We start from the raw sequence: 26372 nt of genomic DNA on the forward strand, positions 1-26372 counted from the left end.
CCACTCCAAATCCCAAATCAATACAAAATGCAATTGTTAAGCGAACAGGAAATAGAAAGAAGAAAAGACCGTGAAGAATTGATGAAATTGGGTATAAATCCATATCCGGCAGAATCATACCAAATCAATGTAACGGCAGCAGATATCCATAAAAATTACGAAAACAACAAAACCGACTACAAAGACATCAGCATAGCTGGTCGTCTGATGAGCCGTAGAATCATGGGTTCTGCTTCTTTTGCAGAAATCCAAGATGCTACGGGGAGGCTTCAGGTTTACGTAAGAAGAGATGACATCTGCCCTGATGAAGACAAAACTTTCTACAATACCGTTTTCAAGAAGCTTTTGGGAATTGGTGATTTCATTGGAGTCAAAGGTTACATTTTCACAACACAGACAGGAGAAATCTCCCTTCATGTGACCGAACTTAAAGTACTTTCAAAGGCAGTGAAACCATTGCCTGTGGTAAAGAGGGATGAAGATGGGAATGTGTTTGATGGATTTACTGATCCAGAATTGAGATATAGACAGCGATACGTTGACTTGACTGTCAACCCGGATGTCAAAGAGGTATTTGTCACCAGAACAAAAATCATCTCAAATATGAGAAGGTATTTTGATGACCACGGATGGCTTGAGGTGGAAACACCTATTCTGCAAGCTGTACACGGTGGTGCTGCCGCCAGACCTTTCAATACCCACCACAACACCTTGGACATGCCTCTTTATCTGAGGATAGCCAACGAACTTTATCTAAAAAGATTGATTGTCGGCGGATTTGATGGTGTGTATGAATTCGGAAAAATGTTCAGAAATGAAGGCATGGACCGTACCCACAATCCAGAATTCACTTCCATGGAAATCTATGTAGCCTATAAGGACTATATCTGGATGATGGAAATGGTTGAAGAGCTTTTGGAAAAAATCACCCAATCAATCCACGGAACTACTATAGTAACAGTCGGAGATAAGGAAATCAACTTTGCAGGACCATATAGAAGAATCAGCATGTATGATTCCATATTGGAATACACAGGTATTGATGTCAGTGCTATGGATGAGAATGGTCTGCGTGAAGTCTGCAAAAACTTGGGTATCGACACTGACCCAAGCATGGGCAAAGGAAAGCTGGTTGATGAAATCTTCGGTGCAAAAGTTGAGGACAACCTGATCCAGCCAACCTACATCACGGACTACCCGATAGAAATGACACCTTTGGCGAAAAAACATAGGTCCAAAGAAGGTTTGGTAGAGCGTTTTGAGCTGTTTGTCAATGGAAAAGAAATCGCAAATGCCTATTCTGAATTGAATGATCCTATTGATCAAAGAGAGCGATTTGAGGAGCAGTTAAAACTGGCAGCTAGAGGTGATGACGAAGCCATGGCAATGGATGACGACTTCTTGAGGGCCTTGGAATACGGCATGCCTCCTACTTCGGGACTTGGTATTGGCATCGACAGATTGACCATGATGCTGACCAACAAGACGACGATCCAAGAGGTCCTATTCTTCCCTCAAATGCGTCCAGAGAAAAAAGTCAAGATCGCTACAGATGAGGACTTTATGGCATTGGGCATTGCCCCGGGATTGATTCCTGCATTGAGAGATCTAAATATCCATACCATAGAGCAACTGAAAGAGCAAGATGCCAACAAGCTATTCAATGATGTCTGTGGCAGAAGAAAAAAACTAAAACTTGATGCTTCCAATCCTACCAAGGAGGAAGTAGAAGGCTGGTTGGAGTAGGTTAATTTTAGATTGTAGATTGTAGAATTAAGATTGTAGAGTGATGTGAGATGAAAAGCCTGCCCCGGTGAATATAGGGGAGATAATGAGGCTAGAAGCGAGAGACTAGAAGTGAGATTTGAGAAGAACATGAATATGCCCTGAAATGCCTGTCCCGTACCGAAAGATTTCGGTACGGGAGGCAATTGAATTTTTTCGGTGATACAGAAAAGAAATTAAAAAGTGTCATGGAATTTCATGACGTAACTGGGAATTTGTGGAGAGAATGCGTTTTACTTTTTGCTTCCGATTGGGTCGGAACAGGCTTTGTTCCAAAAAGTAACAAAAAAAAGAAACCCCGAATTACCGAAGTAAAACGGGGTTGTTATATTTCATACTTTTTTGAAGGCTTCAGGCAGAGAAGTTAAGGGAGACAATCTTTGCGCCTTTTGCTCCTGTGCGAACTATTTGAGAGTTCCAACCGCTAGGCTCCACTTCTTACTACCTCATCTACAATCTTGCATCCACTTTTTCTTTGGGCAGGAAACTTTTCACATCAAAAACAACCCTTTCATCTGACTTTGTTATTTCAAGGTTTTTGAATTGATCATGGGACACAGCCAAGACAATGGCTGCATACTTATCTATCTCCAAAGTTGTTCCTTTACCAAGCAATTCTACTTTGTATTCCTTCCTTACTTCAACAATGTCCACCCAAGGATCATAAATATCAACGTCCATGTCAAAAGATTTCAGTTCTGTATAAATATCAATAACCCTGGTATTTCTAAAATCTGGACAGTTCTCCTTGAATGTAAAACCTAAAATCAACACCTTGGCATCAAGGACTTTAAGGTCTTTCCGCATCATCATCTTGATCAGTTCGGTGGCCACATGCTTTCCCATGCTGTCATTCACTCTCCTACCTGCCAATATGATCTCGGGATGGTATCCCACTTCCTGCGCTTTTTGGGCTAGGTAATACGGATCCACCCCTATGCAGTGTCCTCCAACCAAACCCGGGCTAAATTTTAAAAAGTTCCACTTTGTACCTGCCGCCTCCAACACTTCCTGGGTATCAATATCCAGTAAGTTGAAGATTTTCGAAAGTTCATTCACAAAGGCAATATTGATATCCCGCTGGGAGTTTTCAATGACTTTGGCAGCCTCCGCCACTTTTATGGAGGATGCTTGAAAAGTCCCTGCACTGATGATGCTCCTGTAGAGCTGATTCACAAATCCAGCCGCCATGGGATTGCTTCCTGAAGTCACTTTCAAAATCTGAGTAACAGTGTGCAACTTGTCACCCGGATTGATCCTCTCAGGCGAATAGCCCACAGAAAAATCCCTATTATACTTTAGTCCTGATTTGGACTCCAATACGGGTACGCACTCTTCCTCTGTACATCCTGGATAAACTGTGGATTCGTAGATCACCAAATCACCTTTTTTAAGGACAACGCCAACAGTCTCAGATGCGGAAAGCAATGCCCCAAGATCCGGCTTGTTGTATTTGTCTATGGGGGTAGGGACAGTTATGATGTAAATATTACAGTCAGACAATGCTTTAGTATCAGCCACAAATTGGATGTTGCCCTTTCTGATAACGGCATTTAAGGTCTCCTTTTGTATTTCCAAGGTATCATCTATTCCAGCATTGAGTTTGCCGATTCTTTCTTCACTGATGTCAAACCCAAGAACTTCATATTTTTTTGCAAATTCCACTGCCAATGGGAGACCTACATAGCCAAGCCCAATGATTGCAATTTTTGATTCTGACAATGGTTTCAACATTGTTATTTCCATACTAATGATAATTGAGTGCTAAAGATAAATAAAAGTATATGAGTATCCGCAATGTTGCACGTTGAGTAAGAAGTAACCTTATAAGTTGCGGATACTCGTCAACAGACAACAGTTCACAGTCAACAGAACAACAAATCGTTCATCCAACAATCTATTGGCTACAAGCAAGAAAGCGGATAGTCATAAAAGTTACAAAGTATCCTTCCAGAGGGTTAAAAAGAAACCCCGAATTACCGAAGTAAAACGGGGTGTGTGGAAAAAATTATCTTTGAATTCTTACTTGGGATATTTGCCATTTTTTTTTGCCAAAGGATTCTCGCAGAGACGCAAAGAAATATCTCTTCGTTTCCTTTTTTTAATCTTTGACCTCTAGATAAGGCTTTCTCAAGCCACAAAAGTCAAATGCAACAATGATTCAAAAAAAAAAACCTGCTTTGCTATCTTTGCGCCTCTGCAGTCTTTGCGAGATCCCAAAAGATTACTTCCTCGCATAATCATCCTGCAACCTGACGATATCGTCTTCATCGGAAGGATTGCCGGCATCCGTATGTACCCATATCTCAGCTACCACCCCCCATCCATCAGAACCTATCAAGCGGTGTCTCTCTCCTTGTGCAAGTTTGACTACCTGGTCTTTGATCATGGCAGTTGCCGGGGTCTCTTCATCCGTCTCCGATCTGGCAATGGCTGCTTCACCGGCTACAAGTTTCCACAATTCCGACCTCCTGAAGTGATACTGCCAAGAGAGTTTTTGGTTTGGGGCTACCAACAAGATTTTGGGGCTATAGGAAAGGTTGTTTTCCAGATCAATATCCACTTCCTTGAAAAACATTTCCTTGAAGGTCTTGATTTGCTTTGGTTCGATGACAAAGAACCCTCCCCATGGCCGCTCCTGATCCTGAGCGACAATGTCAAACTGAAAGTTCTTTAACTGTGCTTCGATCTGTGCGAAGACTTCAGCTTTTTCGAGGTTTTGAGTAAGGGGTTTGAGCATGGTTTTATTCTATTAAAGGGTTGGGGATTATAAATGAAACGTTAATTGTTTAACGATACCCCAAGTTGCCTTATGGCATACGCATCAGAATAGTGTCTAAATGAAGGGGCAAAAGAGCTGTTTTATACGGTAAAGACCTGCTTAGTTAGAAATTTGTTGATCTACATTTTAAATAACATCCATTTTACAAAATAATTTCATTATTATTTGAAATACGTTTTAACTAACCCTTTAATTGTGTAATATGTGAAATAATAGATTGAAGATATTATGTTTAAATTTTCTATATCTCTATAAACTTTCCATTGGTATCTAGAAGCCTTAAACTTATTACTAGATACAGAATTGGACATTAAGCGATACTTTGCAAGAGGCTTATTTAAACCATAAGCTTTGGGAATGATTTTTAAAATTTTCAACCATAAGGCAAAATCTTGTCTTCTCTTTATAATTGGCATATATACCTTACCAAGTTTTTCAGTATCATATACGACAGTAAGACATCCAATTGAGCAGGTTTTTAATAAATCATTATAGGTTACTTCATGGGGAGCATCTATATGTCCAGCAATTTCACCATTCTCATTTATTTTATCATAAGCAGTAAAGGTAAAAGCATAGTCGTTTTGACGCATAAAGTCTAATTGCTCTTCAAGTTTAGTAGAACACCACATATCATCACTATCTAAAAAGGCTATATACTTTCCGTTCGCTGCTTCTATTGCTTTATTTCTAGAGACTGCTGGTCCACTATTTGTCTCATTTATTAATAACTTAATCCTTGAATCCCTTTCCTGATACTTTTTAACAATTTCAATACCTCCATCAGTAGAACAATCATCAACTATAATCATTTCCCAATGAGGATAAGTTTGCGAAATAACAGATTCTATACAGTTAGAAATGAACCCTTCTGCATTATGTAAAGGAGTTATGATAGTTACTATTTTTGTCATTTAAATTAAAATAAATCAGAGTTTAAATTAGTTCAATAAAGAATTCCATCTTTGCTTATATTTTAAGACATTTTTCTTAACATCAAACTCCGAAACTATTTTATTTATAGCCAACTTTGACATTTCCTCATAAATTTCAGGTGAATTCATCAACTTTACAATCAACTCAACAACTTCCTCAGCACTATTGACGATCCAACCATTCGCTTTATCATTGACCAATTCATCAATCCCTTGTGTTGGAGTCGTAAAAGGAATTACTCCCTTTAGCATAGCTTCCTTAACAACATTAGGGAGACGTTCTCCTTTATGACTTGACATTAATATAAAAAAATTACAAGTATCAAGATATTTAAAAAGTTCATCTTGTGAAACATGACCAATAAAATTAACGCAATCTTTTACTTTTAACTTTTCAGATTGTTGGATTAAAAAATTTCTTTCAATACCATCACCTGCAACTATCAAATTTACATTAAACCCTTTATTTTTTAATAATTTCAGTATAGTTATAACTTTATCAACACCTTTCTCAGGTATGAGTCTGGATGCTGTCACTAAATTTATTTCATTTAAGTTTATGAGCTTCTTTGGATAAAGTTTCGAATCGTCAACAATTGTACCATGATAAATCACATTAATTTTATTTTGCTCACCTCCTAATTCAAGTATTTGATTAATATTTGTTTTCGAAATAGTAAAGATATATTTACTAATCTTAAGGGAGTAATTTGAAAATGCATATTTCATTTCTAAATCATTTGCACCAAGAAATGTTGTTATCGCAATATCCTTTCTATACTTATAAAGTAAAACAGAACAGAGTGACGGATAATGCCCCCAGTATAAATGAACCACTTTAACATTTGAATCCTTGATTCTTTGAAAAACATAAAAAGTAGAGGGTAGAAGAATAACACTTTTAACTAGATGTACTGGATTTCTCCATAAACATTTAAGTATTTTGCTAAAAATCAAAATAAAACCGAGAGGATGCAAAATCATTGATTTGATTCCTAAAAAAATATTTTTTAGAGATAAGTGCTGAATTTTATTTTCTTTATGACGTCTTTCTTTTATCAAACTTGTAAAATCTCTATGTTTAAACCTCATTGCATAAACATCCGTTTCTACACCTAATTCATTTAATGCATTGATTTCCAATGAAGCAAAAGTCTCGCTAGGCACAGGAAATTGCATAGTTATAACTGCAATCCTCATATTAAATTTATTATTTTTCTTTTACGCAAAACAACTGATCCTTTTATCAAAATAGCTAAAATACTATAGTACAAAAAAGAAACACGAACTTGCTCAGTAATATTATTACCAATTGAACATAGTGGTAAACAAATTAACCAAACTAAGATAGCAGCAAAAAAAGGAAATAATGCATCTTTCGTTGTTAACAACTTTAGGCAAATTATAGTATACTTAATTCCTAATAGAAGAGGGATTAAAAAATAAACTACCAAACCTATTAAGCCATATCTAAAAAGAAAGTATGTGTACATACTTTCAACAAATTCCATCTTTTCTTTAGCAGCACCATTACCAAATAAAAGTATAAATGGATTACTAACCGCTAAATCCAATGTGAACATTAATTGATCTTTCCTTATTGAAGTTGCGTTATCCATAGATTCCAAACTGCCACTTTCAATTATTCTGACAAATGATTTTGTTAAATAACTGAAATTTGTCAAAATGTAACTTAACAATATGGAAAATCCAATAATTCCGGCTATGCTTAAAATACCATATTTCATCATCCCAAAACTCAATCTCCCTTTAAACAGGGGCATCCTTTGATTATAAATCATAAAAATTGGTACAACAATAATAAGCCCGAAAAGTAATCCAACTGCCATAGATCTGGATTGTGTAAGCATAAAAAGTACTAACGCTATAATGAAAAAAAACAAGTATGCCCAATGGTTATAAACAAATCTAAATAAATAATAAAATATGAATAATATCATAACAAAAGCATAATCATATGGATTTACGAATGGAATGGAAAGTCTCCGGGTCCTAGCATTATGAAATTTCGTATACAAAACAGTTAAATCATCAGAAAATCGAATATTCTGATTTATTCCAAAAATAATAAAGCAAACAAATATAAAAATCATTATTTTATTCAGCTTTTCTAAATCTTCATAAGAAGTGATCGAAAAATAAGCTAAACAAAAAATCAATAAATATAAGATAGGCCTATGTAATTCATAAAAGTCTCTTGTTACTATAGTAAAATCACTAAACAATGAACCTAACGACATTGAAATAGGAATATGAATTAGTAAAACAATAAAAATACCAGATATTAACTTAAAAGATTTTGTTTCTAATACTTTTAATTGATTTTTTACGTTTTTTCGATAATTTAAAGCAATTGCTATAAAGCTAAATACAATAACCAAACCATTTATCAAAATAGCTCCAGCAGATTCAAGATATACATGAAAACTAGGAAAAAACATTGCAAAACACCCTATAATTATGAAAAAATCATAAAGTCTAAAATACCTCTTAAATCCAAATCCCATTTCTAAAAAGTATAATTAATCTTTTTTAATGAACTTAACTATACCAGAGTACGTCGCAGGTATTTTTAATTTTACTATATCTCCATCTTGCTTCATTCGTATCTCACCTTGAATAAAATCATCAACCATATATTGACTTGGAACTTCTATAGTTATATTTCTCTCATCATAAAATGGATTTGATATGACCAAATAAATATTTTCATTATAAAATATTGTTAAATCCTTGACATCTTGACTTTCTCTAATTTTTATGAAATCCTTTCTAATCTCGCCCACTAATACTAAATCAACTAAACTTTTTATATCACTAACAGCCAGTTTAATGTCATCCAACCTCTTATTAAAATGTTCCTGATCATTGATTTTCCCTTTTTTGTTCTTCTCCCTAAATAAATCATGATAAGAATAGAAAATTATCCCCCTTGCTCCTTCAATAATTGCCTGATAAGTTTGAGTCTTTATCTCGTCTCTGGTTGGTATTCTTGATTCCCTATCAGCATGATAAACCGATTTGTCATAAATTTGTGGAACTTGCCAAACTCCTTTTTTTATGTTTTCATTGTTCTCTCCTCTCATGGCATCCATAGATAGTCTAGCTCTCCTAGAAGATTGTGTTAAATCCTCAGCACCAATATTATATGAATCCATGGCTAAAATATCAGTTATATCTCTATATTGAGCCAATATATCTTCTTGGTATAACACCTGAAGAGTGGGATGGTTTTGATCATGCTCTTTTACTTTGTTATAAAGTTGTGAAATCAATGGAATCCAAGATGTTCCCATTTCATCATTTATATACCAAGCTAACAATGCATCATGATTTCTTAATCTTTTTACTTGTGTTTCAGTAGCTCTGAGGAAGTAATCCATGTTTCCATTCCGATTTTTAGGATATTTATCTTTTAAAGAATATACAACGTGAAGACCATTATCAGCTGCTCTATTTAAAAACCTTTCTTGATGTGGTCCAGTGCCATAGCCATAACACAAAATAGTGTTAAAACCTGCTTCAGAAATCCTAGAAAGATTTTCATTATCAGTAGAACCACTTGAGCCCATAAAAACGCCTAAAGGAAATATTCTATCTCCGTTTTTAACAGTAAATCCTTCACTATCTATATAAACAGTTCTTTTATTTTCCTTAACTACTAGAGTATCCGTCTCAACATTAGGGGAATTCAAACTATCGTTTATCTTTTCTTGATCTCGAAAATTGATTTGAATTGAATTATCTTCTATACTCAAATCAGAATTAGGTATTCTTTCGAGTATTTGTAAACTAAAAAAGTCTATTTCTGAGGAATAGTAAATAAAACTTGAATTACTAACTAATGTAAGTAGAGCAAATTTAAATACAGTAAATAAGATTTTAGAATTGATCAAAGGCATAACAAATTAATTTAATTTCTTTTCATTACTCAAAAGTTTCAAATATTTATTTGAAATATTTATTGGGTCAAATTTTTCAATTGCAATCTTTCTGTTCTCACCCCCAATACTCTTCAATTCTTGCTTACCCATATTGACAATTCGACTTAAGACATTTGCGATGGATTGATGATCTGTAGGATCAAATAACAAATAAGGGTTCTCAATGATCAAAGGAATATCTGAAACAGTTGATGCAATAATTGGCTTACCACAAGCCATACCTTCACAAACTATATTTGGAAATCCTTCATGAATACTAAATAATCCAACTACATCTGAATTTTGGATTTTTTCCTTAATTTTTAAAGTAGCTGGATAAAATTTAATAATATTATTTAAATCATATTTGTTTATCAAATCAAGGGATTCTACATATGTTGAATCATAATATGGTGGAGTTATTTTATCTCCATACCACTTAATTCTGATTTTATCTCTTTCTTTTCTTGGTAAAAGATTCAGTGCTTCAATTAGTCCTAACAAATTTTTTTGAGGGACATGACGTCCTGCAACTAATATTTCCAAAAATAAACTATCAACATTACGAGTGGGCTCTTTGATTGGTTTCCATTCATTGGAATCAATCATATTATATATCACATGAAATTTATTTTTCGGTAAAATAGGCATTACTTTTTTTACCATTTCAATATTTACTAATGAATTGGCCACTACTTCATCAGCAAAAAAGTGAAAAAATCTAAATATTTTCATTTTTTTTGCTTTTAACATTTTAGGGTTTGCATTCCTTTCCCCAACTATTAACTTCCACTTCCTAAATGGTAATCCAGCAATCTCACAAATAAAGCTTGGTGTCTCTAAAAAAGCTAATACAGAATCATAACCTCCTTTTCTAATAAAGCTTCTGATTTTCACAACTCTTCCAAGGTATGTTCTTGATTCAATTAAATTAACTTCAATCCCTTGACTTTCAAGAATGCTAGTATAAAATGGGTTGTCATAATATGTCAAAAAATTCACTTCATGACCAAGTGATTTAAATTGAGATGCCAATCCTACCAATTGCCTCTGTGCTCCACCAGCTTCAAGACTTTCTATCACGCACAAAATTTTCATTCTATCTTAATTAGTTGTTGTAAAGATAAGAAAGCTCCTCAAAATAAACATTTTCTGAGTAATCACTATGGAATTTATTATATGAATTTACACAAAAATTATAAATTTTATCCGGAGAACTTAATAAATTTTCCATATCCGATCTAAAATCATCACTTAAAATACCATTTTGCTTATCAACTAATCTATAGGAGTTCCCAGAATTTGAAACTACTATACAGTTCCCTGTAGCCATTGCTTCAAACAAAGATTGAGATGGATAATTATCTGGCTTGATCAACGATACTACAATCTTACTTTTGGAAAATTCCTCTATAATACTATTTGTGTAACCAACATAAGCTCTAGAGTTTTCAATATATTCATGAAGAATCTTCTTCAATTCAATCTCTAATGGACCTTTACCTAGTATCTTAATTTTCCAGTCAGTGTAATTCGATAAAATATCCTTCATTACAGAGGCAAATTTCAGAACATTTTTTCGTTCAATAAATCTACACGCACATATAATAACATTCTCTTTATTTTTAAACCTCGTTTTATCATCTAAAGAATTTATTTCTAAAGCTCGAACAGAAACAAAAGGATAATTCATGTATATCAATGCCTTGCTTAATACACTAAAAATATATTGGGTTTTAGTAAACCTATTATAAACCGAATCAGATACGCAGTTTATTTTAAATAATCTCGTCTGTAAATAACTTTCTATCCTGGTATTCTTGTGAGCACTGATAAAAGTATCTGCAACATCTGGACTTGTTACTTCAAATACAACTTTTGAACCTAATCCAGCTAAAATCAATGAATAATGATATGCCGCTAAGTACGAATGTAAAATATTGATTTTATAAACTATCTTAAAATATGTCAAAAAAAACATATTCCAAAAATGAATAAATACCCTTTGATTGATTATAGGTTTCGGTATTATCTTAATGATTGAACTGTTATTTTTTAAAAGTATAGAAAGCTCTGTATTCATTTGTGCCAAGTTAAAAAGTTCGAGATTCACAAATAAAAATGGGGAAAGTTCTTTTTGGCTTGAAAACCACGAGGATAATGCTAGCTTAAATACACGTTTCTCAGCACCATGGAGCTTATTACTTAACAAGCAATAAGCAATTCGCTTAGTCTTATTCATTTCAAATTATTCTTTGTTCAACCTCTAAATCAACACCGAATCGATCATAAACAAGCTTTTTTACTTCATTTATTATTTCAATAATATCTTGTCCTGTTGCATTATCATAATTAACAATGAAACCACCATGCTTTTCAGAAATCTTTGCTCCACCTATGGTAAACCCTTTAAGATTTAATTCATCAATCATTGCACCAACAAAAAAACCTTTTGGTCGTTTAAACACACTACCTGCATTTGGAAACTCTTTAGGCTGTTTTGCCCAACGCTGATTTCTAATTAGTTCCATTTTATTTTTTATTGCTTCTTTCTCTTTAGGTACTAATTTTATCCAAGCTTTTAAAACCACTTTATCTGTATTGCGTTGAAAAAAACTATTTCGATATTCAAACTCCATATCTTCTTTAAAAATCTCTTTTACTTGCATATCAGCTAAGTCCAAGTACCTTACTTTAAATAAAACATCTTTTATTTCTTCTCCACTAGCTCCTGCATTCATTACAACTGCTCCACCAAGAGAACTTGGAATATCATAGAAAATTTCCAGACCACTTAATCCATGACTCAAAGCCAATTCACTTAACTGAAGCATCGAACAGCCTGCTTGTGCAATAATTAAATTATTCTCACACTTAGCCTCATTGAAATTCCCGTTAAAAATTAGAAATCGCTTATCATAAAAATTTTTAGATAATATCACATTATGACCACTACCTAACATAATAAAATCGTCAAATTTTGAATAAAATTCGACTACATCGTCTTCAGATTCAGGGAAATAAGCTACACTACAATACACGTCTAACCTATACGAATTATAAAGTTTCAAATTAAATTTATCGATAGCTTTCATATTACTTTTTAACTTTACTTATCAGGTTCTCCACAAATTGATAATCTTGCTTTTTAAAATTAAATATTTCCTTAACTGTTATACTTGTCTCCTTACTATAAAAATGCAAAAACAGTATAGCTGCTAAACTATAACTAATTGTGGATCCAATCGCTGCTCCATCAGCTCCAAATTCTGGAATCAAGAATAAATTAAGAGCTATATTTACTATGAGTGCTGGTACCATTGCTTTCATTGAAATCCATGGCTTACCTTTTCCAGCCAAATCGACATTCATTACTTTAAAAATTGTAAGTAAGAGAACACCAGGTAACAACCATTGTAAAACAGATATACTGCCAACAAAATCATCGCCATACATAGTAATTATAATCCAACGCGAAAAAGTAACTAAAATAACTGACCCAAGACCAATAAAAAAGATCGATATCCTTAACAATTGTGCGACTTTATATGAGTATGCTTTATCATCTTTAGAAGTTGCACTTCTCGCAAAAACTATAGTACTTAATAACATAGGAATTTGCCATAAATATTGTATAATTCCAGAACCTTTTGAGTAAATCCCTATTTCATAGTCCACACTCAAATTATCAAGTAAGATAACATCTATGCGATAATTCAAATTTATCACTAGTAAAGCAGTCGCATATACCATCCCTAACCCCAGCATTTTTTTTATAACTTCAAAGTCAAACTGAATTGAAAATGCCTGGATGAAATTATTCTTAAACAACAATATTAGAAAAATAAAAATTGGCCCAGCAACCATAGCTATCAAATAGCCAGCGACTCCCATTGCTAATAAATAAACTAAAACTACTGTAAGTACAAAGATAATCAATGTAGGTATCCAATTAATTTTATTAAATACTCCAATTTGATTTTTACCTAAAAAAATTCCGGAATTATAAGTATTAAACAAACTAAAAGGTATTGGGATCAATGCCAAAATTACCCAGAGTATATTTCCTCCTGATTTACTAAAATAGGTCATCAAGTAGTAACTTACTACAATACTTAAGATTGAACTAATTGCCCAGATTTGAGTTATGGCTGTTTTAATCCTATCTTCTGAAAAAATCCCCTTTCCCAAAAAATACGTAGTGGATTGCCTGACCCCTAATGAACCAATTGACATAAAGAGGGAAGGGTAAACTAATAAAGCAGCAATAACTCCATTCTTTTCTGGTCCAAGTGTCCTAGCAACTACAATAGAAGTTCCTAGACCAAAAATAATCATAAGGATTTTAGAAACCCCTACACTAGATAAATCTCTTAAAAAATTAGCCATGCCTTATTTTAAAAACTCTATTCTAACTCCCAGTTTTGATAACTTTTGCTCTAGCTTATTATATCCTCGCAATGCCATCTCAACATTTGATATTTCTGTTTCTCCTGGAGAAAGTAATGCACCAATGACTAATGCCATACTTCCTCTTAAATCTGTAGATTCAACCTTACTTGCATTTGGAGATATATTATGTTTACCAAAAGTTGTTATTGCACCCTTTTCCCACTTAAGCATGTTAGGGTATAATTTTGCCAATTCTTCACAATATTTAATTCTCTCTGGATATCTATAATCGAAAATTCTACTAATACCATCAGCATGTAAGCCTAGAAGTACATAAAATGGTTGCATATCTGAAATAATCCCAGGATGCGTTCCCGTAGCTAACTCAAATGGTTGAATTACACCATTAATTAAGCAATCCGGATTTATATGTACATTTTTTTTGTTCCTATAAAAATCAATCCCAGCTTCTTCAAGATGTTTTAAAGGTATTTCCATTGTCTCAAACGGAACATCCTCAATTATTAAATTCCCACCTGATAAAATCCCGTAAACAATCCACGTAAGTGCCTCAATTCTATCTGATATTACCTCATAAATAGTACCTTTCAAGTTCTTTTTTCCGAAAATTTCAATGAAACTATTTCCAACTACATTTATTTTCACTCCCATTGTTCTCAAGAACATAATAAGATCTTGTACCTCAGGTGAAATGTATGCATTCTTAACAGTTGTCCTCCCTTCAATTGTTGAAGCACATATTAATGCATTTTCTGTTCCACCTATTGTTGAAATTGGAAAATCTATATGACCTTCTTTAAATCCATCAGTAGCTTTAACTTCAATATAATCAGGTTTCTCCTCAACAGTTGCTCCTAAATTTTCCCACACCATTATATGAAGGTCATACCCTCTTGTCCCAATTTTACAACCACCAGGATATGGGATTCTAGCAATACCATTACGTTTTATGAGACCCGCAACTAATAAATATGTAGTACGAATAGGATAATCATAACTTGAAAGAGTAAGATCTTTTAAGTTCTCAGGTTTTATTTCTACGGTTTCGGAATCTGAATCAACGGTTACTTCTCCACCACATGCCCTTATGAACTCCATTTTATAATTAGCATCAACTAACTCTGTTGGGAAATTCTCAAGTAAAACAGTTCCATCTGAAATTAATGATGCAGCAAGTAATCGAGTAGCAGAGTTTTTGGCTCCACTAACTTTAACTTTCCCTTGCGGAATTTGTCCACCTTGTATTTTCGCTGTAATATTTTTCATATTGTTTATATAAATATTCAAATTAGATACCTTCAATAATAACCTGTAACCAACTAGACTTAAAGTACTCTTGGTTACATAAATTAATTTCTTATTTCCTGGACTAGAGCATTTTTAACTTTTTTAAAATCAATATTGAACTAAGGTCATTGTTTATAAACATCTTTTAAACTAGATCAAGTTTTTATAATATAAACTTTAATTAAAATTTATTGAAGCTGAATTTAAATTAGGATACTTAATTGGTTATTTGATTTATTTAAATCTTCTGAAACTCCAAATTTGTAAAACAAGTTCTATTAGGCTTGAAAACTATTAAATATAACCATAGTATTGTTTTTAACTGATTGACTCTCAAAATTTTTAACAATTAAATACTTATAGAAAACTAATTATAATTTAATTCAAGTTCTTAACCCAATACCCATATTATCACACCCCTATCCCATAATGCACAAAGCCTAGTTCTGCAAGGTATTTTTTATCATAAATATTTCTACCATCAAAGACCACTTTACCATTCAACAGCTTGCCTAAGGCATCCCATGAAGGTATTCTAAATTCTGACCACTCAGTCACCAATAACAATGCATCTGCATCCACACAGGCATCATAGGCATCTTTGGAATAGGTGATTTTACCACCAACATAAATATGTTGAGCTTCTTCCATTGCAATAGGGTCATAACCTTTTACTTTAGCTCCAGCTTCTATCAGTTCATCGATAATTACGATCGCAGGTGATTCACGCATATCATCTGTATTTGGCTTAAAGCTCAATCCCCACATCGCAAAAGTCAAGCCTGACAGGTCCTCCCCGAAGTGTTTTTTGATTTTCTTGACCAATACATGTTTTTGGGCGTCATTGACATCTTCTACAGCTTGCAGCACTTTTAGGTCATAGCCATATTGCTTACCCGTCTTGATGATCGCTTTGACATCCTTCGGGAAACAAGATCCTCCATAACCAACCCCTGGGTAGATAAACTTGGTCCCAATCCTAGGATCTGAACCAATTCCCTTTCTTACCATATTCGCATTGGCACCTACCAATTCACAAAGATTGGCAATGTCGTTCATAAAGGAAATTTTAGTGGCCAACATGGCATTGGCAGTGTATTTGGTCATCTCAGCAGATGGAATATCCATAAAAATGATCCTGTCTCCATTTAATTGAAAAGGCTTGTAAAGTCGCTTCATGATTTCTTCTGCCCTCTCATCATCCACACCTATGACAATCCTATCCGGCTTCATAAAATCTTCCACTGCTGCCCCTTCTTTCAAAAACTCAGGGTTGGAAGCCACTGCGAAAGTCAAATCCGAATTCCTTTTCTCCAAGGCTGCTTTGATAGCAGCCCTTACTTTTTCGCCTGTAGTCACAGGAACAGTACTTTTGGTAGCTACAACGATATAGTCAGACATTTTTGCCCCAATCTCATCGGCCACCGCCAACACATATTTCAGATCTGCAGAACCATCTTCACCAGGAGGTGTTCCCACTGCGATAAAAGCCACTTCAGATCCTTGGATGGCTTCGCCCAAATCAGTCGAGAATTGCAACCTTCCGGAAGCATAGTTCCTTTTGACAATCTCTTCCAATCCAGGCTCATAAATAGGCATGATGCCATTCTTCAATCCTTCAATTTTCTTTTTGTCCACATCTACACAGACTACATTGATGCCTACCTCGGCAAAACAAGCACCTGATACGAGACCTACGTACCCTGTTCCTACTACAGTGATTTTCATTTTCTATGGAAATTTTTATGATTAATGATTAAGGTTGTTTTTGGTTAAGAGGGTTAAATAAGTTTAAAAGATGCTCAATGCTATAGTCGTTAAGCGTTAAAGACGTTAAATGTTAAAATTGTTAAGCGTTAATGTTTGCCTGCGGCTGCACGTTGAACGATTAACGTTTAACCTTAATATTTAACGATTAACACAGAACGCTTAACATTCCCTTACTTATATCCCTTTCCTCCACTATTTTTTAGTTTTATGATCAAAGATTAAGGTTATTAATTGGTTAAGAGGGTTAATAAGTTTAAAGGATTAAATGGTTAAATGGATTGTGGCATTTAATTTCAATCATTTAAAAGCAATCTTCTATTCTATTTATTTTGATTTCTTTTTAAGGTATTTTCTTTATTTCCCAATTGAAATTTATATAGAGAATTTAGCATGTGCGCTATTTTGTCTAATTCGACTCTTAATTCCACGTATTTCTCTTGACTTATATAATTCATATCAAGGGATGTATTCAAATGATCTATTACTTCCATTGCACTTGAAAAAGCTACATTTGTAAAGTGTGCTTGATCAAAATTAGAAGATCTTCCTGATCCTTCAGCTATATTAGTACCTATACTATCAGCTGCCCTTTTAAGTTGACTAACCAAATCATACTTTTCTTCTACTGGAAAATTTTTTAAGAGTTTTCTTATGTTGACTCGAAATATCCTGCTTGATTTATATACTTCAAGTTTCTCAAAAGAATAGGTGTGAAAAGCCATAAAAAATTATTATACAAATTTAAACTATCCATCTATAAACCTTTTAAACTATTAAACTTTTAACCCAAACTCAATGACGTTAAATCCTCCACGGCGGACAAGCTTTTGAACGATTAACATTTAACGCTGAACGTGTTTAACACCTATTCCTCCTCTTCCCCCCATTGCTCCTTTACTCCCTTTAAAAACGCAGATCCGAACACATATCCCAAAGCTACAACAACGCCAAGGATGGTGAATATGGCTAATATCAAGGGCTTCTTTGGAGCAGACTTTTCTACTGGTATGGTTACAGGTTCAATCACTGAAAATACAGGGGTATCTTTGGATACTTGGAGTTTTGCCAGCTCCAACTGCTTGGCTATATCAGTATAGATATTAAAGGCAAAATTATACTCTGCCTCCAACCTATGCAATTGGTTCATGGCTGTGGCCGAGGATATATTCTGGTTTCTATCCCTAAAATTTGCCAAGCGTGCTTGGATTTGGTTGAACTCAGCTTTTTTCTCTTCATAACGCTCCTCCGTAAACTTCAACTGTTCTTTGGCCTTGGATATTTTGTAGGCAATCACTTCTTTCTGCAGAAGGTCTTGTGCATGCTTTGCCAACTGTGCGGCCATGACAGGTTCAGGCATTACAAATTCTAAGGATACAAACCCTTCTTTATCGTTTGGCGTGACCAACAATTGTCTATCTAATCTTTTAAAGTGGGTAAATTCATCTTGAGAAACCCGAATCAATCCATTTTCCAACTTCAAAACAGCTTCTTCTTTTTGTCCGCCTTTAAGTGCTTTAATAATTACTCCAGGTAAGCCAAATGTATATTTCTTTACATTTGCTAATATGCCTGGACTAAATATTTCGCTATAATATTGTTGATAAGTAACAGGTTCAACGATTCCATCCACATTGATCTTTGCTTCCAAAAGTGCTTTTCTAAATGAAACCGAAGAGGTGATCTTGGGATACAAAAGAGGAGGTATTTCTGTTCCTGAGGCTCCCCCGCCAAGATTGATACCTGCCAAGGAAGCAAGCCCGCCTAATGAACCTCCCCCTCTATTTGGTTCTGATACCTGTGGTACAAAAGTAGAAGAGGCTGTAAATTCCTTGGGTGAAAACATGGCAACAAAAAATCCAAGAATCATAAAAATGATGACAACAGTTATTATCTGTTTACGACTTTTCCAGATTATTTTTCCAAGTGCAAGAAGGTCTATTTCGTCCTCATTTGGATTTTGCTTATTTTGTGGATGGGTTGAAGACATATTTCTTAGGAAGATAAATTAAGGAATATAATTTGAGGGTTAAAAGATCAAGGATTAAGAGATTTAATCAGTAAATCCTGTAATAATTACTTATTGAACTGTTTAGTTATTTCCGCTTTGGTTGATCAAGTTATTGATAATTAAAGCCAAAGTAGCAACTCCTGTTCCCATACCTATCCATGCTTGGGCAGGAAGAGGTTGCTTTTCTTCTTTACGTGGAATAATGATCTCTGCACCTGGTTCGATATGGGGATAAAACTTGATAAAAATAAATTTCTTGGTTCTGGAAACATCCCCATTGGCATAGACCACATAAGAACGGCCCCTTCTGGATCTTTCTGTAAAACCTCCTGCCCTAGATATATAATTCTTGAATCCTGCAAACTCCCTATACCTGGTCGTCGTAGGAAACAATACCTCTCCTCGCATCCTTACAGTCTGCAATTCCTTGGGGATGGATAAGACATCGCCTTCTTGTAAAATCAAGTCATTGTGTCCTCCTGGATTTTTCAAAATCTCTCCCAAATCAATCCCTACCATTTCCCTAGTCTTCACCTTGATTCTCTCAAGATTTTCATCCATTTGGTTGAGGTTTTCCAGTGTTTCCTGTCTAAAATCATCTGCCAATAACCCCTCTTTCTTATTTGCCAGATCACCGCCCTTCTCAGCTATCTTTCTATCTATTCTACCCAGCATCAACTTTTCAGCCTCCGTATTATCTTTCCCATCTTTGACGGCATTGGACTTTACATTGGAAAGGTTATTTGACTTAATCTGATTTTCACTTGGTCCTTCATAGAATTCATTTCTCCTGATCAAAGTAGCCCCTTTCGCATAGGCAAATTGGTTGAGCCCTCCTGTTCTTTGGATGAGATCCGAAATCCTTTCGTCAGCACTTGAAATCGCATATTCACCAGGGTAATGAACTTCCCCCTCTACCCTTACCAGCTTTTCCCTTTGGAATCCAGGTGATTTCCTGACGATCACATGGTCAAATGGCTGCAAGACCAAGTCTGAATTTTTATCGGCTATTTTTAAGTCTTTATCAATGTCTATCCTGATTATTTCCGCCAATTTACCACTTACATCATCCTTTACCCGTCTTGCAATTTCTATTTGGGAGGAAGTCGCTGACTCCTTGAAGCCACCAGCTTTTAGGATTATATCTTCCACACGCATGTTTTCACCAAAAGCAAAGGAACCTGGCCTGTTGACTTCCCCAGTGATTCTCACATAATATTCTTCTCTAATATCATAGATACTGGGGATATTCAAGACATCTTCCCGCTGCAACTGTATATCTGCTTCTTCTCCCCTGACAATCGCTCCGATATTGACTGCCAATATTTCCAAAGAGAAATCTGGCCTGGTTCTATACAGTGTCGCCCTATTTAGAAATGCATCTTCCCTTAGTCCTTCTGCTCTTTGGATGAGGTCTTTGATTCCCAATCCCTGGCTGATGGCATAGACTCCCGGTCTCATCAAAGCCCCTGTGGCCTGTACCCTGTTTTCAAATCTCGTAAGAATCTCCCCAAAGATATAATTGTCCCCTTCCTTGGGAACAAAGGTCTCGAATTGGGCTTGTTCTACGTTTTCCACTTTCAATTCTGTGGCTGTAGTCCTATAGACGGTAACCCTACTCGGGTATGCCGTACTGGTAAAACCACCAGCAAACTGAATCAGATTAGCCAAAGTTTCATCATTCTGGACTTCGAACAGGCCTGGTCTTCTGACCGGTCCCTGCACTTCCACCCTTTTCTGTACCGGTGGCACCATGATGACATCATTGTCTTTTAGGCTTACATTGGATGCCTGGTTTCCATTGATCAAAAAATCATATACATCGACTTCTGCCAGTAGCTTGCTGTTTCTATAAACCTTGATTGCCCTGAATGATCCCGATTCGGTAATCCCCCCGGCAGCGTAGAGCGCATTGAAAACAGTAGAAAAAGAAGAAAGGGTATAGTTGCCCGGTGCATACAGCTCACCAACCATCGATACTTGAATAGATCTGATATTGCCCAACCTGATTTGCATAAAGGTGTTTGGGTTACCACCAGCCAAACCTGAATAGATATTGGTCAGGGAGCTCTTCAACCTCGAAGTGGCTGCTTCTACAGTCAAACCACCCACGTTGACTGGCCCTATATTGGGGATGAATATATTCCCTTCGTTGTTGATCCTCAGATTATATTGCTGCTGGGAAGCGCCATATATGTCTATCAAAAGCTGATCTCCCGTGCCCAAAGTATAGTTCATGGGGGTCGGGAGATTGAGGTTAGGGGTGAATGTCAGTTTGTTGTTTTTAAACAAGGAGTAACCAAAAATCTTTTTTTGTTCGGTATTCAAGCGTCTTCCCTCTTCCTGAACCACCACGTCTTCGGTGATCCCTTCCCTTCCTGCATCTTCACCTCCATACACATCATCATTATTGCCCCCATTTCTGATTTTTGATATTCTGCTTTGCAGTTTGGATACCTCACTTGAAGGCATTCCCCTTTCTCTGGCCATGGCGATCAGCTGCTGCTCATTCATACCTGTGGCTTCAGCCCTGCTTACCAGTTGCTCCACCTGTGCATCCGAAAGGTTGTCCACCTTGATGGACTGGATATCAGAAAGGGATTGGGCAATGATCAATCCACTAATAAGGATAAAGTTCAAGAGTAGGATTATTTTTTTCATAAATTTTTAGGGAAAAGGTTAAAGCGGAATGGAGTGGTTTGAGGTGCTTTTTTGACTTTGGCCTTTTGAATGTTTGCTATATTTTTTAGATAAGATAATTGAGGAAATAAGGTTAAAGAGGCATAAAAAATGCTTTTTTTAATTTTAACCTTTATCCTCGTTCCCTCATCCTTTATTTTTTTTGAATAGAATTGTTTTTTACTACCAATACTTTTAAATCTGTTTGACGGGAAAGGAAAGTCAGTTTTTTAAAATGTAATTATTTCCACAAACATTTCTTTCCTTTTTTATCATCTCTTTTCACCTTGTTCCTTTGACCTAAATTTACAGCTTCGCCCTCTCAGTCACATCTTTGTGCCTAGCGGGTATGAATTGTAAATAAAAAAAATTGAAAACCTTATAAAGGTCTCAATTTTGGCTTTGGTAAAGCAATAAAGCTTCGGGATCTGAAATTTCACTTTCTATGTGAAAAACCACATGCTTATGAATCAGTGTTTCCAGCTTGCTGGTCAATGATTCCAGATACTCTTCATTGAGTTCCTTACCTGTGATCTGTACTTCAATTTTACCTGAATCCAGTCCCCTAGCATAGTCTCCAATGAGGGCGACTTGATCAACATTTCCCATCCTCTCCAAAACTGTTGCCAAAAGCTTATCGAGGCCAAGATATTTTCGGATTATTTCTTGAAGGTTGGAAAAAAGGGGGTGATCAATATTCGCTTGATAGTCTATTTTATTCTTGTCTGCCACCTTTTTGAGAAGTCCTGCATCTGTTAAATTGTTGAGTTCTTTTCTGATGGCATTGGTAGAGTCTCCAAACTCGTCGGCAAGCCCACGCAAATGTCCCTGGTTTTTGGGATTGCTAAAAAACTTTATCAAAAGTTTTAACCTTGTCTTGGATGTAATTAAAGAATCTAACATAAAAAGCATTCACAAGCGAGCAACAAAAGTACTCGGTTGTTTATTGATTACAAAATGTTTTTTTGATTTTTTTAAGCAATGTGAATTTGAGCCAGTCTGGTGGATGTAGGCTTGTCTTTGGAAGGTTGAGGGAATAAGGATGTTGGAAGGTTTTAAAGTTGGAAGGTTGGGGGAATTGGGGGAATTGGGGATTGGTTGATTGGAAAATTGTAAAATTGGAAGATTGGAAGATTGGAAGATTGAGAGACGTTGTGGTCATTTCGAATTTACCTTACTTTAGGGAGGCGTGGAGCCTGTCCCGTAGGATTGCGGGAAAAAATCTCGAACTGGATTTCAGACCCCTAGTTCGGTTTTTACTTTTTTGTGAATTGACTGGGCGAGACCTCTCCTATCGTCGAGGTGACGTAGTAGTAAAAAGCACACTCGCCTCTTGAGTCTTTGTCACGTCCTGAAATTAATTGACACTTTTTTTCATTGCCTTCTTCTTGAATGCCGAATTGTTTTCATTTGCCCTTTCAGGGCAAATATTCAATCGAATCATTTTTTGACATCGGGTCATGACCCGATGCTTAGATCAAATGCCCTTTCAGGGCAATCTAGAATGTTAATTCGCATCTTAGCTCTTGTGTCTTATGTCTTGAATCTAAAATCTTCTTATTTCTTACCTCTTGCTTCTAGTCTCTAGCATCTCGTTTCTAGTCTCTCGTTTCTAGCTTCTCGCTTCTCATTTCTAGCTCCTCCATCAATACCTATACAACCCTTGATCTCTTTTCTTCTTTAGAATATTCCTAAGCAGGGATCCAGTCAATCCACTGAATGCTCCCAACACAAATCCGACCACTCCTGTTGCCACAAACAATAGGTTGCTATTGTCGCCAATCCCCATCAATTGGGCCATCTTTTCGGGCAGTGATGAGTTGGAGGCTAAGCTGATGTATGTGGCTTGGAAAAACCAAACCAAACCAAATGAAATGCCGCCAGCTAAAAATGACATCAGGCCATTTCCTCCAACCAAATATGACAGGACAAAAACACCCAACATCATGATTGGATAAGGGAAAAATGGTCCTAGGATCAATAGAAATAAGGATGAAAGTACAAGTAATGCGATAAAACGGATCATGATTTTGGTTTTAGGGTTGTGGAAAACATTAGGTTTTGGCTATCCCCTTCTTTTCTCAGATTGAAATTGATGTATTCTCCATTAGCCCACTTCTTGAGAAAATTGTCATAAAACCTGCTGCCAGGATTTCCTGATTGCCCCCCCGGATAAATCCCGAAAGCCCTTGGCAGTTCCCCAAGTTCCACTACCATCCTCCAGCTTGCCCCATGCCGCTCTGATGTAGCATTGATAATGCCGGCACCTCCACCTGTGTAAACCCCTTCGTGGGAAAATGATTTGAAATTTGGGACTAAATGTTGGATGCTTGTATTTTTGAAAGATGCCCAATTGTATTCCCCTTTTTCTTCTTTGAACTTCTCTAGCTGAACTATCATCGAGTCAAAACTTGCCAAGACATGAAACCTGGCTGTTTCCACATGCTCGGTTGCATTGATGTCAAACAAATTGGACTCAGGCTCATTTTGCAAAAGTTTTACTGTTTGATATTTATTCGGCAATACGATGGGTTGATCCAAACTGATCAAATCCCGCCAAATGCTTCTGTTCAAGTACTTCCACCAAAGCTCAAATAACGTGGGCGCTGTTTGTTCCGGGTTGGTATAAAAATCCCATTCCATCAGCTCCTTGATGGTTGCTTTTTGACCGGCCTCTCGGAACTGAAGGCTATCTTCCTGCACCATTTCCAACATGGTTGGTAGTGCTTCGGAAGCATGCAGGTTGTAGTTGTCAAACTGTAAGACCATCATATCCTCTATTCGAATATTCCCAAGGGATCCCAATCTTTCGTTGATTCTTCTATTTCTGTAATGTTCGAAACTATTGTCAAATACATAATAAGGATATGATGGATCTACTGAATGCTGGTTGGCAGAGGACACAAATCCACGAACAGGATTCAAGGTGGCTGGATTATGTTCATTCGGGACAAACTCCTTCCATTCCATTTTGGGATCGTTTCCGTCCATTAGAAATTTGCCTTGGTTTTTCCATTTCAGGGGAAATTTGCCTTGGACTTTCAAAGCAATGTCCCCAGATGCCGAAGCAAAGACGAAGTTCTGGGCTGGAGAAGTATAATAGTTGAGTGCTTCTATGTAGTCAGTGTGATTTTGCCCCTTGTTCAAGAGCAGGAACGTTTTCTGTTCATTGGAAGGTAAATGGGCTGTCCACTTCAATGCGAAGTTTACATCTTTGCGTTTTGACCTGAAATTCTTATCATAAACGATAGGACCATGATGGGTATAGACAATGGTATCAAAATAGCTGGTCTGGTTTTTTACTTTGATTTCTTCAATTCTGAAAGTACTTTGGATCCACTGGTCATTGTAAAGATACTCTGTCCTATCTTCCTTCCTAAATTGGATGGCATACCAGTCCCGAGTATCTCTAGTTGCATTGGTCACACCCCAAGCGATGTTTTCATTGAATCCGGAAATTATCCCCAGAGCACCTGGTAAGGTCGCCCCTTTTACACTATGGTTGGGAGTGCTCAGCTGCATGGCATACCAAAGTGACGGGAGATTCAAGCCCAAATGCGGATCATTTGCCAAAATAGGTTTTCCACTCTGTGTTTTCGTACCTGAAACGGCCCAGTTGTTGGATCCTATCCCCTCTTCCGGTTGGATCATGGTCTTTACAAATATGTTCCCATCGGGGTAATTGATGCTATCTGGGACATTTACTTGAAGCGGTTCGAAATGCCAGGCTTTGTCAGCTTCGATTACAGGATCATTTTCTTCGGGAAAAAGTGGAAAAAGCTTATCCAACAATTCCTCTCCCAGCACATTTCTCAGATTGGTATATTCCAGATCCCTATCCCCGACCAACATATCGGCCATGTACTTCAACAACAATATTGACTTGTAGGCAGACCATTTTTCAGGTCTGTAATTGAGTATTTTGTATTCTATGGGTAGTCTTGCATCGGACAAGCCATGGATATACTGGTTGACTCCATCTGCGTATGCAGTTAGCAGTTTCAGTGTTTCCGGGTCATTGGTTTCCAAATACTGAAGCCCTTGTTCAGCGGCGAAGGGAAGTCCTTTTCTCCGCGTCATCCTATCTAAGTCCAAAGCAATGTCTCCCACAATCTCTGATATCCTACCTGCCGCCGCCATGGTCTGAAACTCCATTTGCCAAAGTCTGTGCTTGGCGGTCACATATCCTTGGCTTCGATAAAGGTCTTCTTCATTTTGGGCATAAATGTGAGGAATCAATTCCTCATCATAATCAACCGTCACAGGTGCAGAAAGTCCGTGAATGATGATTTCTTCTTCGATAAGTTGGTCCTCAGCGTACGCATTTTGCCAAAAGCCATGGTATGGATCCAGTAATTTTCCCAACGGAGGGACTGAGCCAAACTGGAGGGAAAGTGCAACACCAAGTGAAATAGTGATTATCAATGAAAGGGCAAAGCCTATGTATTTCATATAGATTTCAAATTGTCAGGTAATTTAAAAAAAATATTAGATTAGTTTATAGTAAATCGAGTGAAAGGTTGATTGGGGAATGGGAATTGAAAGATTGGAAGATTGGGGTTATGTTGGAAAGTTTTCAAGGTTGGAAGGTTGGAAGGTTGGGGAATAGTTGATTGAGGATTGGGGATTGGGGGAATGGGGATTGTAAAATTGGGAGATTGGAAGATTGGGGGACTTGGAGGTCATTTCGAACATGTCTCTATTAGGGTGGAGTGAGGCCTGTCACGCAGGATTGCGGGAAGAAATCTCCCCGCAATTCTGAAATACGA

Annotated in this window: 19 protein-coding genes; 1 reads left to right on the top strand and 18 read right to left on the bottom strand. The window is 36.3% G+C overall.

Annotated features, from left to right (window positions below; genetic code table 11):
- Positions 1-27 precede the first annotated feature (27 nt).
- Positions 28-1746, top strand: a complete 1719-nt coding sequence (gene lysS, locus ACFSKL_RS18455) for a lysine--tRNA ligase (RefSeq protein ID WP_376888176.1) — start codon at positions 28-30, stop codon at positions 1744-1746.
- Between the two features lie 489 nt (positions 1747-2235).
- Here the strand turns inward: lysS and ACFSKL_RS18460 are convergent, their stop codons facing one another.
- From ACFSKL_RS18460 to ACFSKL_RS18545, 18 genes are all read right to left on the bottom strand, one after another.
- Positions 2236-3519: a nucleotide sugar dehydrogenase gene (locus ACFSKL_RS18460; RefSeq protein WP_376888439.1), complete on the bottom strand. Its 1284-nt coding sequence runs from the start codon at positions 3517-3519 to the stop codon at positions 2236-2238.
- A gap of 490 nt (positions 3520-4009) precedes the next feature.
- Positions 4010-4525 (bottom strand): cupin domain-containing protein, encoded by a 516-nt coding sequence (locus tag ACFSKL_RS18465; RefSeq protein WP_376888179.1) that lies wholly within the window; start codon positions 4523-4525, stop codon positions 4010-4012.
- 203 nt (positions 4526-4728) lie between these two features.
- Positions 4729-5481 carry a glycosyltransferase family 2 protein gene (locus ACFSKL_RS18470; RefSeq protein WP_376888181.1) on the bottom strand — a complete coding sequence of 251 codons (753 nt, stop codon included), beginning with the start codon at positions 5479-5481 and terminating at the stop codon, positions 4729-4731.
- Positions 5482-5508: 27 nt separating this feature from the next.
- Positions 5509-6702 carry a glycosyltransferase gene (locus ACFSKL_RS18475; RefSeq protein ID WP_376888184.1) on the bottom strand — a complete coding sequence of 398 codons (1194 nt, stop codon included), beginning with the start codon at positions 6700-6702 and terminating at the stop codon, positions 5509-5511.
- Positions 6699-8030 carry a hypothetical protein gene (locus ACFSKL_RS18480; RefSeq protein ID WP_376888187.1) on the bottom strand — a complete coding sequence of 444 codons (1332 nt, stop codon included), beginning with the start codon at positions 8028-8030 and terminating at the stop codon, positions 6699-6701. Before ACFSKL_RS18480 ends, ACFSKL_RS18475 begins: the two co-directional genes overlap by 4 nt.
- Positions 8031-8045: 15 nt before the next feature.
- Complete coding sequence (locus ACFSKL_RS18485; RefSeq protein ID WP_376888190.1) at positions 8046-9425, bottom strand: glycoside hydrolase family 2 protein; 1380 nt, start codon at positions 9423-9425, stop codon at positions 8046-8048.
- A 6-nt stretch (positions 9426-9431) separates the two neighbouring features.
- The gene (locus tag ACFSKL_RS18490) at positions 9432-10544 is read right to left on the bottom strand and encodes a glycosyltransferase family 4 protein (RefSeq protein WP_376888193.1); all 1113 of its coding nucleotides are present in this window, start codon (positions 10542-10544) and stop codon (positions 9432-9434) included.
- A gap of 10 nt (positions 10545-10554) precedes the next feature.
- Positions 10555-11688, bottom strand: coding sequence for a glycosyltransferase (locus ACFSKL_RS18495; protein WP_376888196.1), 1134 nt, complete (start codon positions 11686-11688; stop codon positions 10555-10557).
- Between the two features lies 1 nt (position 11689).
- Complete coding sequence (gene murB / locus ACFSKL_RS18500) at positions 11690-12541, bottom strand: UDP-N-acetylmuramate dehydrogenase (protein ID WP_376888198.1); 852 nt, start codon at positions 12539-12541, stop codon at positions 11690-11692.
- A gap of 1 nt (position 12542) precedes the next feature.
- On the bottom strand, positions 12543-13835 hold the full coding sequence (locus ACFSKL_RS18505; RefSeq protein ID WP_376888201.1) for a flippase: 1293 nt from the start codon (positions 13833-13835) through the stop codon (positions 12543-12545).
- A gap of 3 nt (positions 13836-13838) precedes the next feature.
- Positions 13839-15125: a UDP-N-acetylglucosamine 1-carboxyvinyltransferase gene (locus ACFSKL_RS18510; protein WP_376888203.1), complete on the bottom strand. Its 1287-nt coding sequence runs from the start codon at positions 15123-15125 to the stop codon at positions 13839-13841.
- 432 nt (positions 15126-15557) lie between these two features.
- Positions 15558-16874 (bottom strand): UDP-glucose dehydrogenase family protein, encoded by a 1317-nt coding sequence (locus ACFSKL_RS18515; protein WP_376888206.1) that lies wholly within the window; start codon positions 16872-16874, stop codon positions 15558-15560.
- A 362-nt stretch (positions 16875-17236) separates the two neighbouring features.
- Complete coding sequence (locus ACFSKL_RS18520; protein WP_376888209.1) at positions 17237-17638, bottom strand: four helix bundle protein; 402 nt, start codon at positions 17636-17638, stop codon at positions 17237-17239.
- 143 nt (positions 17639-17781) lie between these two features.
- A complete protein-coding gene (locus ACFSKL_RS18525) occupies positions 17782-18903 on the bottom strand; it encodes a Wzz/FepE/Etk N-terminal domain-containing protein (protein ID WP_376888212.1) in 1122 nt (373 codons plus the stop codon).
- 102 nt (positions 18904-19005) lie between these two features.
- Complete coding sequence (locus ACFSKL_RS18530; protein WP_376888214.1) at positions 19006-21585, bottom strand: SLBB domain-containing protein; 2580 nt, start codon at positions 21583-21585, stop codon at positions 19006-19008.
- Positions 21586-21993: 408 nt separating this feature from the next.
- Positions 21994-22464, bottom strand: coding sequence for an ArsR family transcriptional regulator (locus ACFSKL_RS18535; RefSeq protein ID WP_376888216.1), 471 nt, complete (start codon positions 22462-22464; stop codon positions 21994-21996).
- 784 nt (positions 22465-23248) lie between these two features.
- Positions 23249-23629, bottom strand: coding sequence for a hypothetical protein (locus tag ACFSKL_RS18540; protein WP_376888218.1), 381 nt, complete (start codon positions 23627-23629; stop codon positions 23249-23251).
- A complete protein-coding gene (locus ACFSKL_RS18545) occupies positions 23626-26055 on the bottom strand; it encodes a penicillin acylase family protein (protein WP_376888219.1) in 2430 nt (809 codons plus the stop codon). The genes ACFSKL_RS18540 and ACFSKL_RS18545 overlap by 4 nt, the downstream gene beginning before the upstream one ends.
- Positions 26056-26372: the final 317 nt, after the last annotated feature.

Source organism: Belliella marina (genome assembly GCF_042682445.1).
Classification (GTDB): domain Bacteria; phylum Bacteroidota; class Bacteroidia; order Cytophagales; family Cyclobacteriaceae; genus Belliella; species Belliella marina.

Excerpts from the sequence above, each read along its gene's own strand:
- lysS (WP_376888176.1), top strand. The coding sequence starts at position 28 with ATGCAATTGTTAAGCGAACAGGAAATAGAAAGAAGAAAAGACCGTGAA.
- ACFSKL_RS18460 (WP_376888439.1), bottom strand. The coding sequence starts at position 3,519 with ATGTTGAAACCATTGTCAGAATCAAAAATTGCAATCATTGGGCTTGGC.
- ACFSKL_RS18465 (WP_376888179.1), bottom strand. The coding sequence starts at position 4,525 with ATGCTCAAACCCCTTACTCAAAACCTCGAAAAAGCTGAAGTCTTCGCA.
- ACFSKL_RS18470 (WP_376888181.1), bottom strand. The coding sequence starts at position 5,481 with ATGACAAAAATAGTAACTATCATAACTCCTTTACATAATGCAGAAGGG.
- ACFSKL_RS18475 (WP_376888184.1), bottom strand. The coding sequence starts at position 6,702 with ATGAGGATTGCAGTTATAACTATGCAATTTCCTGTGCCTAGCGAGACT.
- ACFSKL_RS18480 (WP_376888187.1), bottom strand. The coding sequence starts at position 8,030 with ATGGGATTTGGATTTAAGAGGTATTTTAGACTTTATGATTTTTTCATA.
- ACFSKL_RS18485 (WP_376888190.1), bottom strand. The coding sequence starts at position 9,425 with ATGCCTTTGATCAATTCTAAAATCTTATTTACTGTATTTAAATTTGCT.
- ACFSKL_RS18490 (WP_376888193.1), bottom strand. The coding sequence starts at position 10,544 with ATGAAAATTTTGTGCGTGATAGAAAGTCTTGAAGCTGGTGGAGCACAG.
- ACFSKL_RS18495 (WP_376888196.1), bottom strand. The coding sequence starts at position 11,688 with ATGAATAAGACTAAGCGAATTGCTTATTGCTTGTTAAGTAATAAGCTC.
- murB (WP_376888198.1), bottom strand. The coding sequence starts at position 12,541 with ATGAAAGCTATCGATAAATTTAATTTGAAACTTTATAATTCGTATAGG.
- ACFSKL_RS18505 (WP_376888201.1), bottom strand. The coding sequence starts at position 13,835 with ATGGCTAATTTTTTAAGAGATTTATCTAGTGTAGGGGTTTCTAAAATC.
- ACFSKL_RS18510 (WP_376888203.1), bottom strand. The coding sequence starts at position 15,125 with ATGAAAAATATTACAGCGAAAATACAAGGTGGACAAATTCCGCAAGGG.
- ACFSKL_RS18515 (WP_376888206.1), bottom strand. The coding sequence starts at position 16,874 with ATGAAAATCACTGTAGTAGGAACAGGGTACGTAGGTCTCGTATCAGGT.
- ACFSKL_RS18520 (WP_376888209.1), bottom strand. The coding sequence starts at position 17,638 with ATGGCTTTTCACACCTATTCTTTTGAGAAACTTGAAGTATATAAATCA.
- ACFSKL_RS18525 (WP_376888212.1), bottom strand. The coding sequence starts at position 18,903 with ATGTCTTCAACCCATCCACAAAATAAGCAAAATCCAAATGAGGACGAA.
- ACFSKL_RS18530 (WP_376888214.1), bottom strand. The coding sequence starts at position 21,585 with ATGAAAAAAATAATCCTACTCTTGAACTTTATCCTTATTAGTGGATTG.
- ACFSKL_RS18540 (WP_376888218.1), bottom strand. The coding sequence starts at position 23,629 with ATGATCCGTTTTATCGCATTACTTGTACTTTCATCCTTATTTCTATTG.
- ACFSKL_RS18545 (WP_376888219.1), bottom strand. The coding sequence starts at position 26,055 with ATGAAATACATAGGCTTTGCCCTTTCATTGATAATCACTATTTCACTT.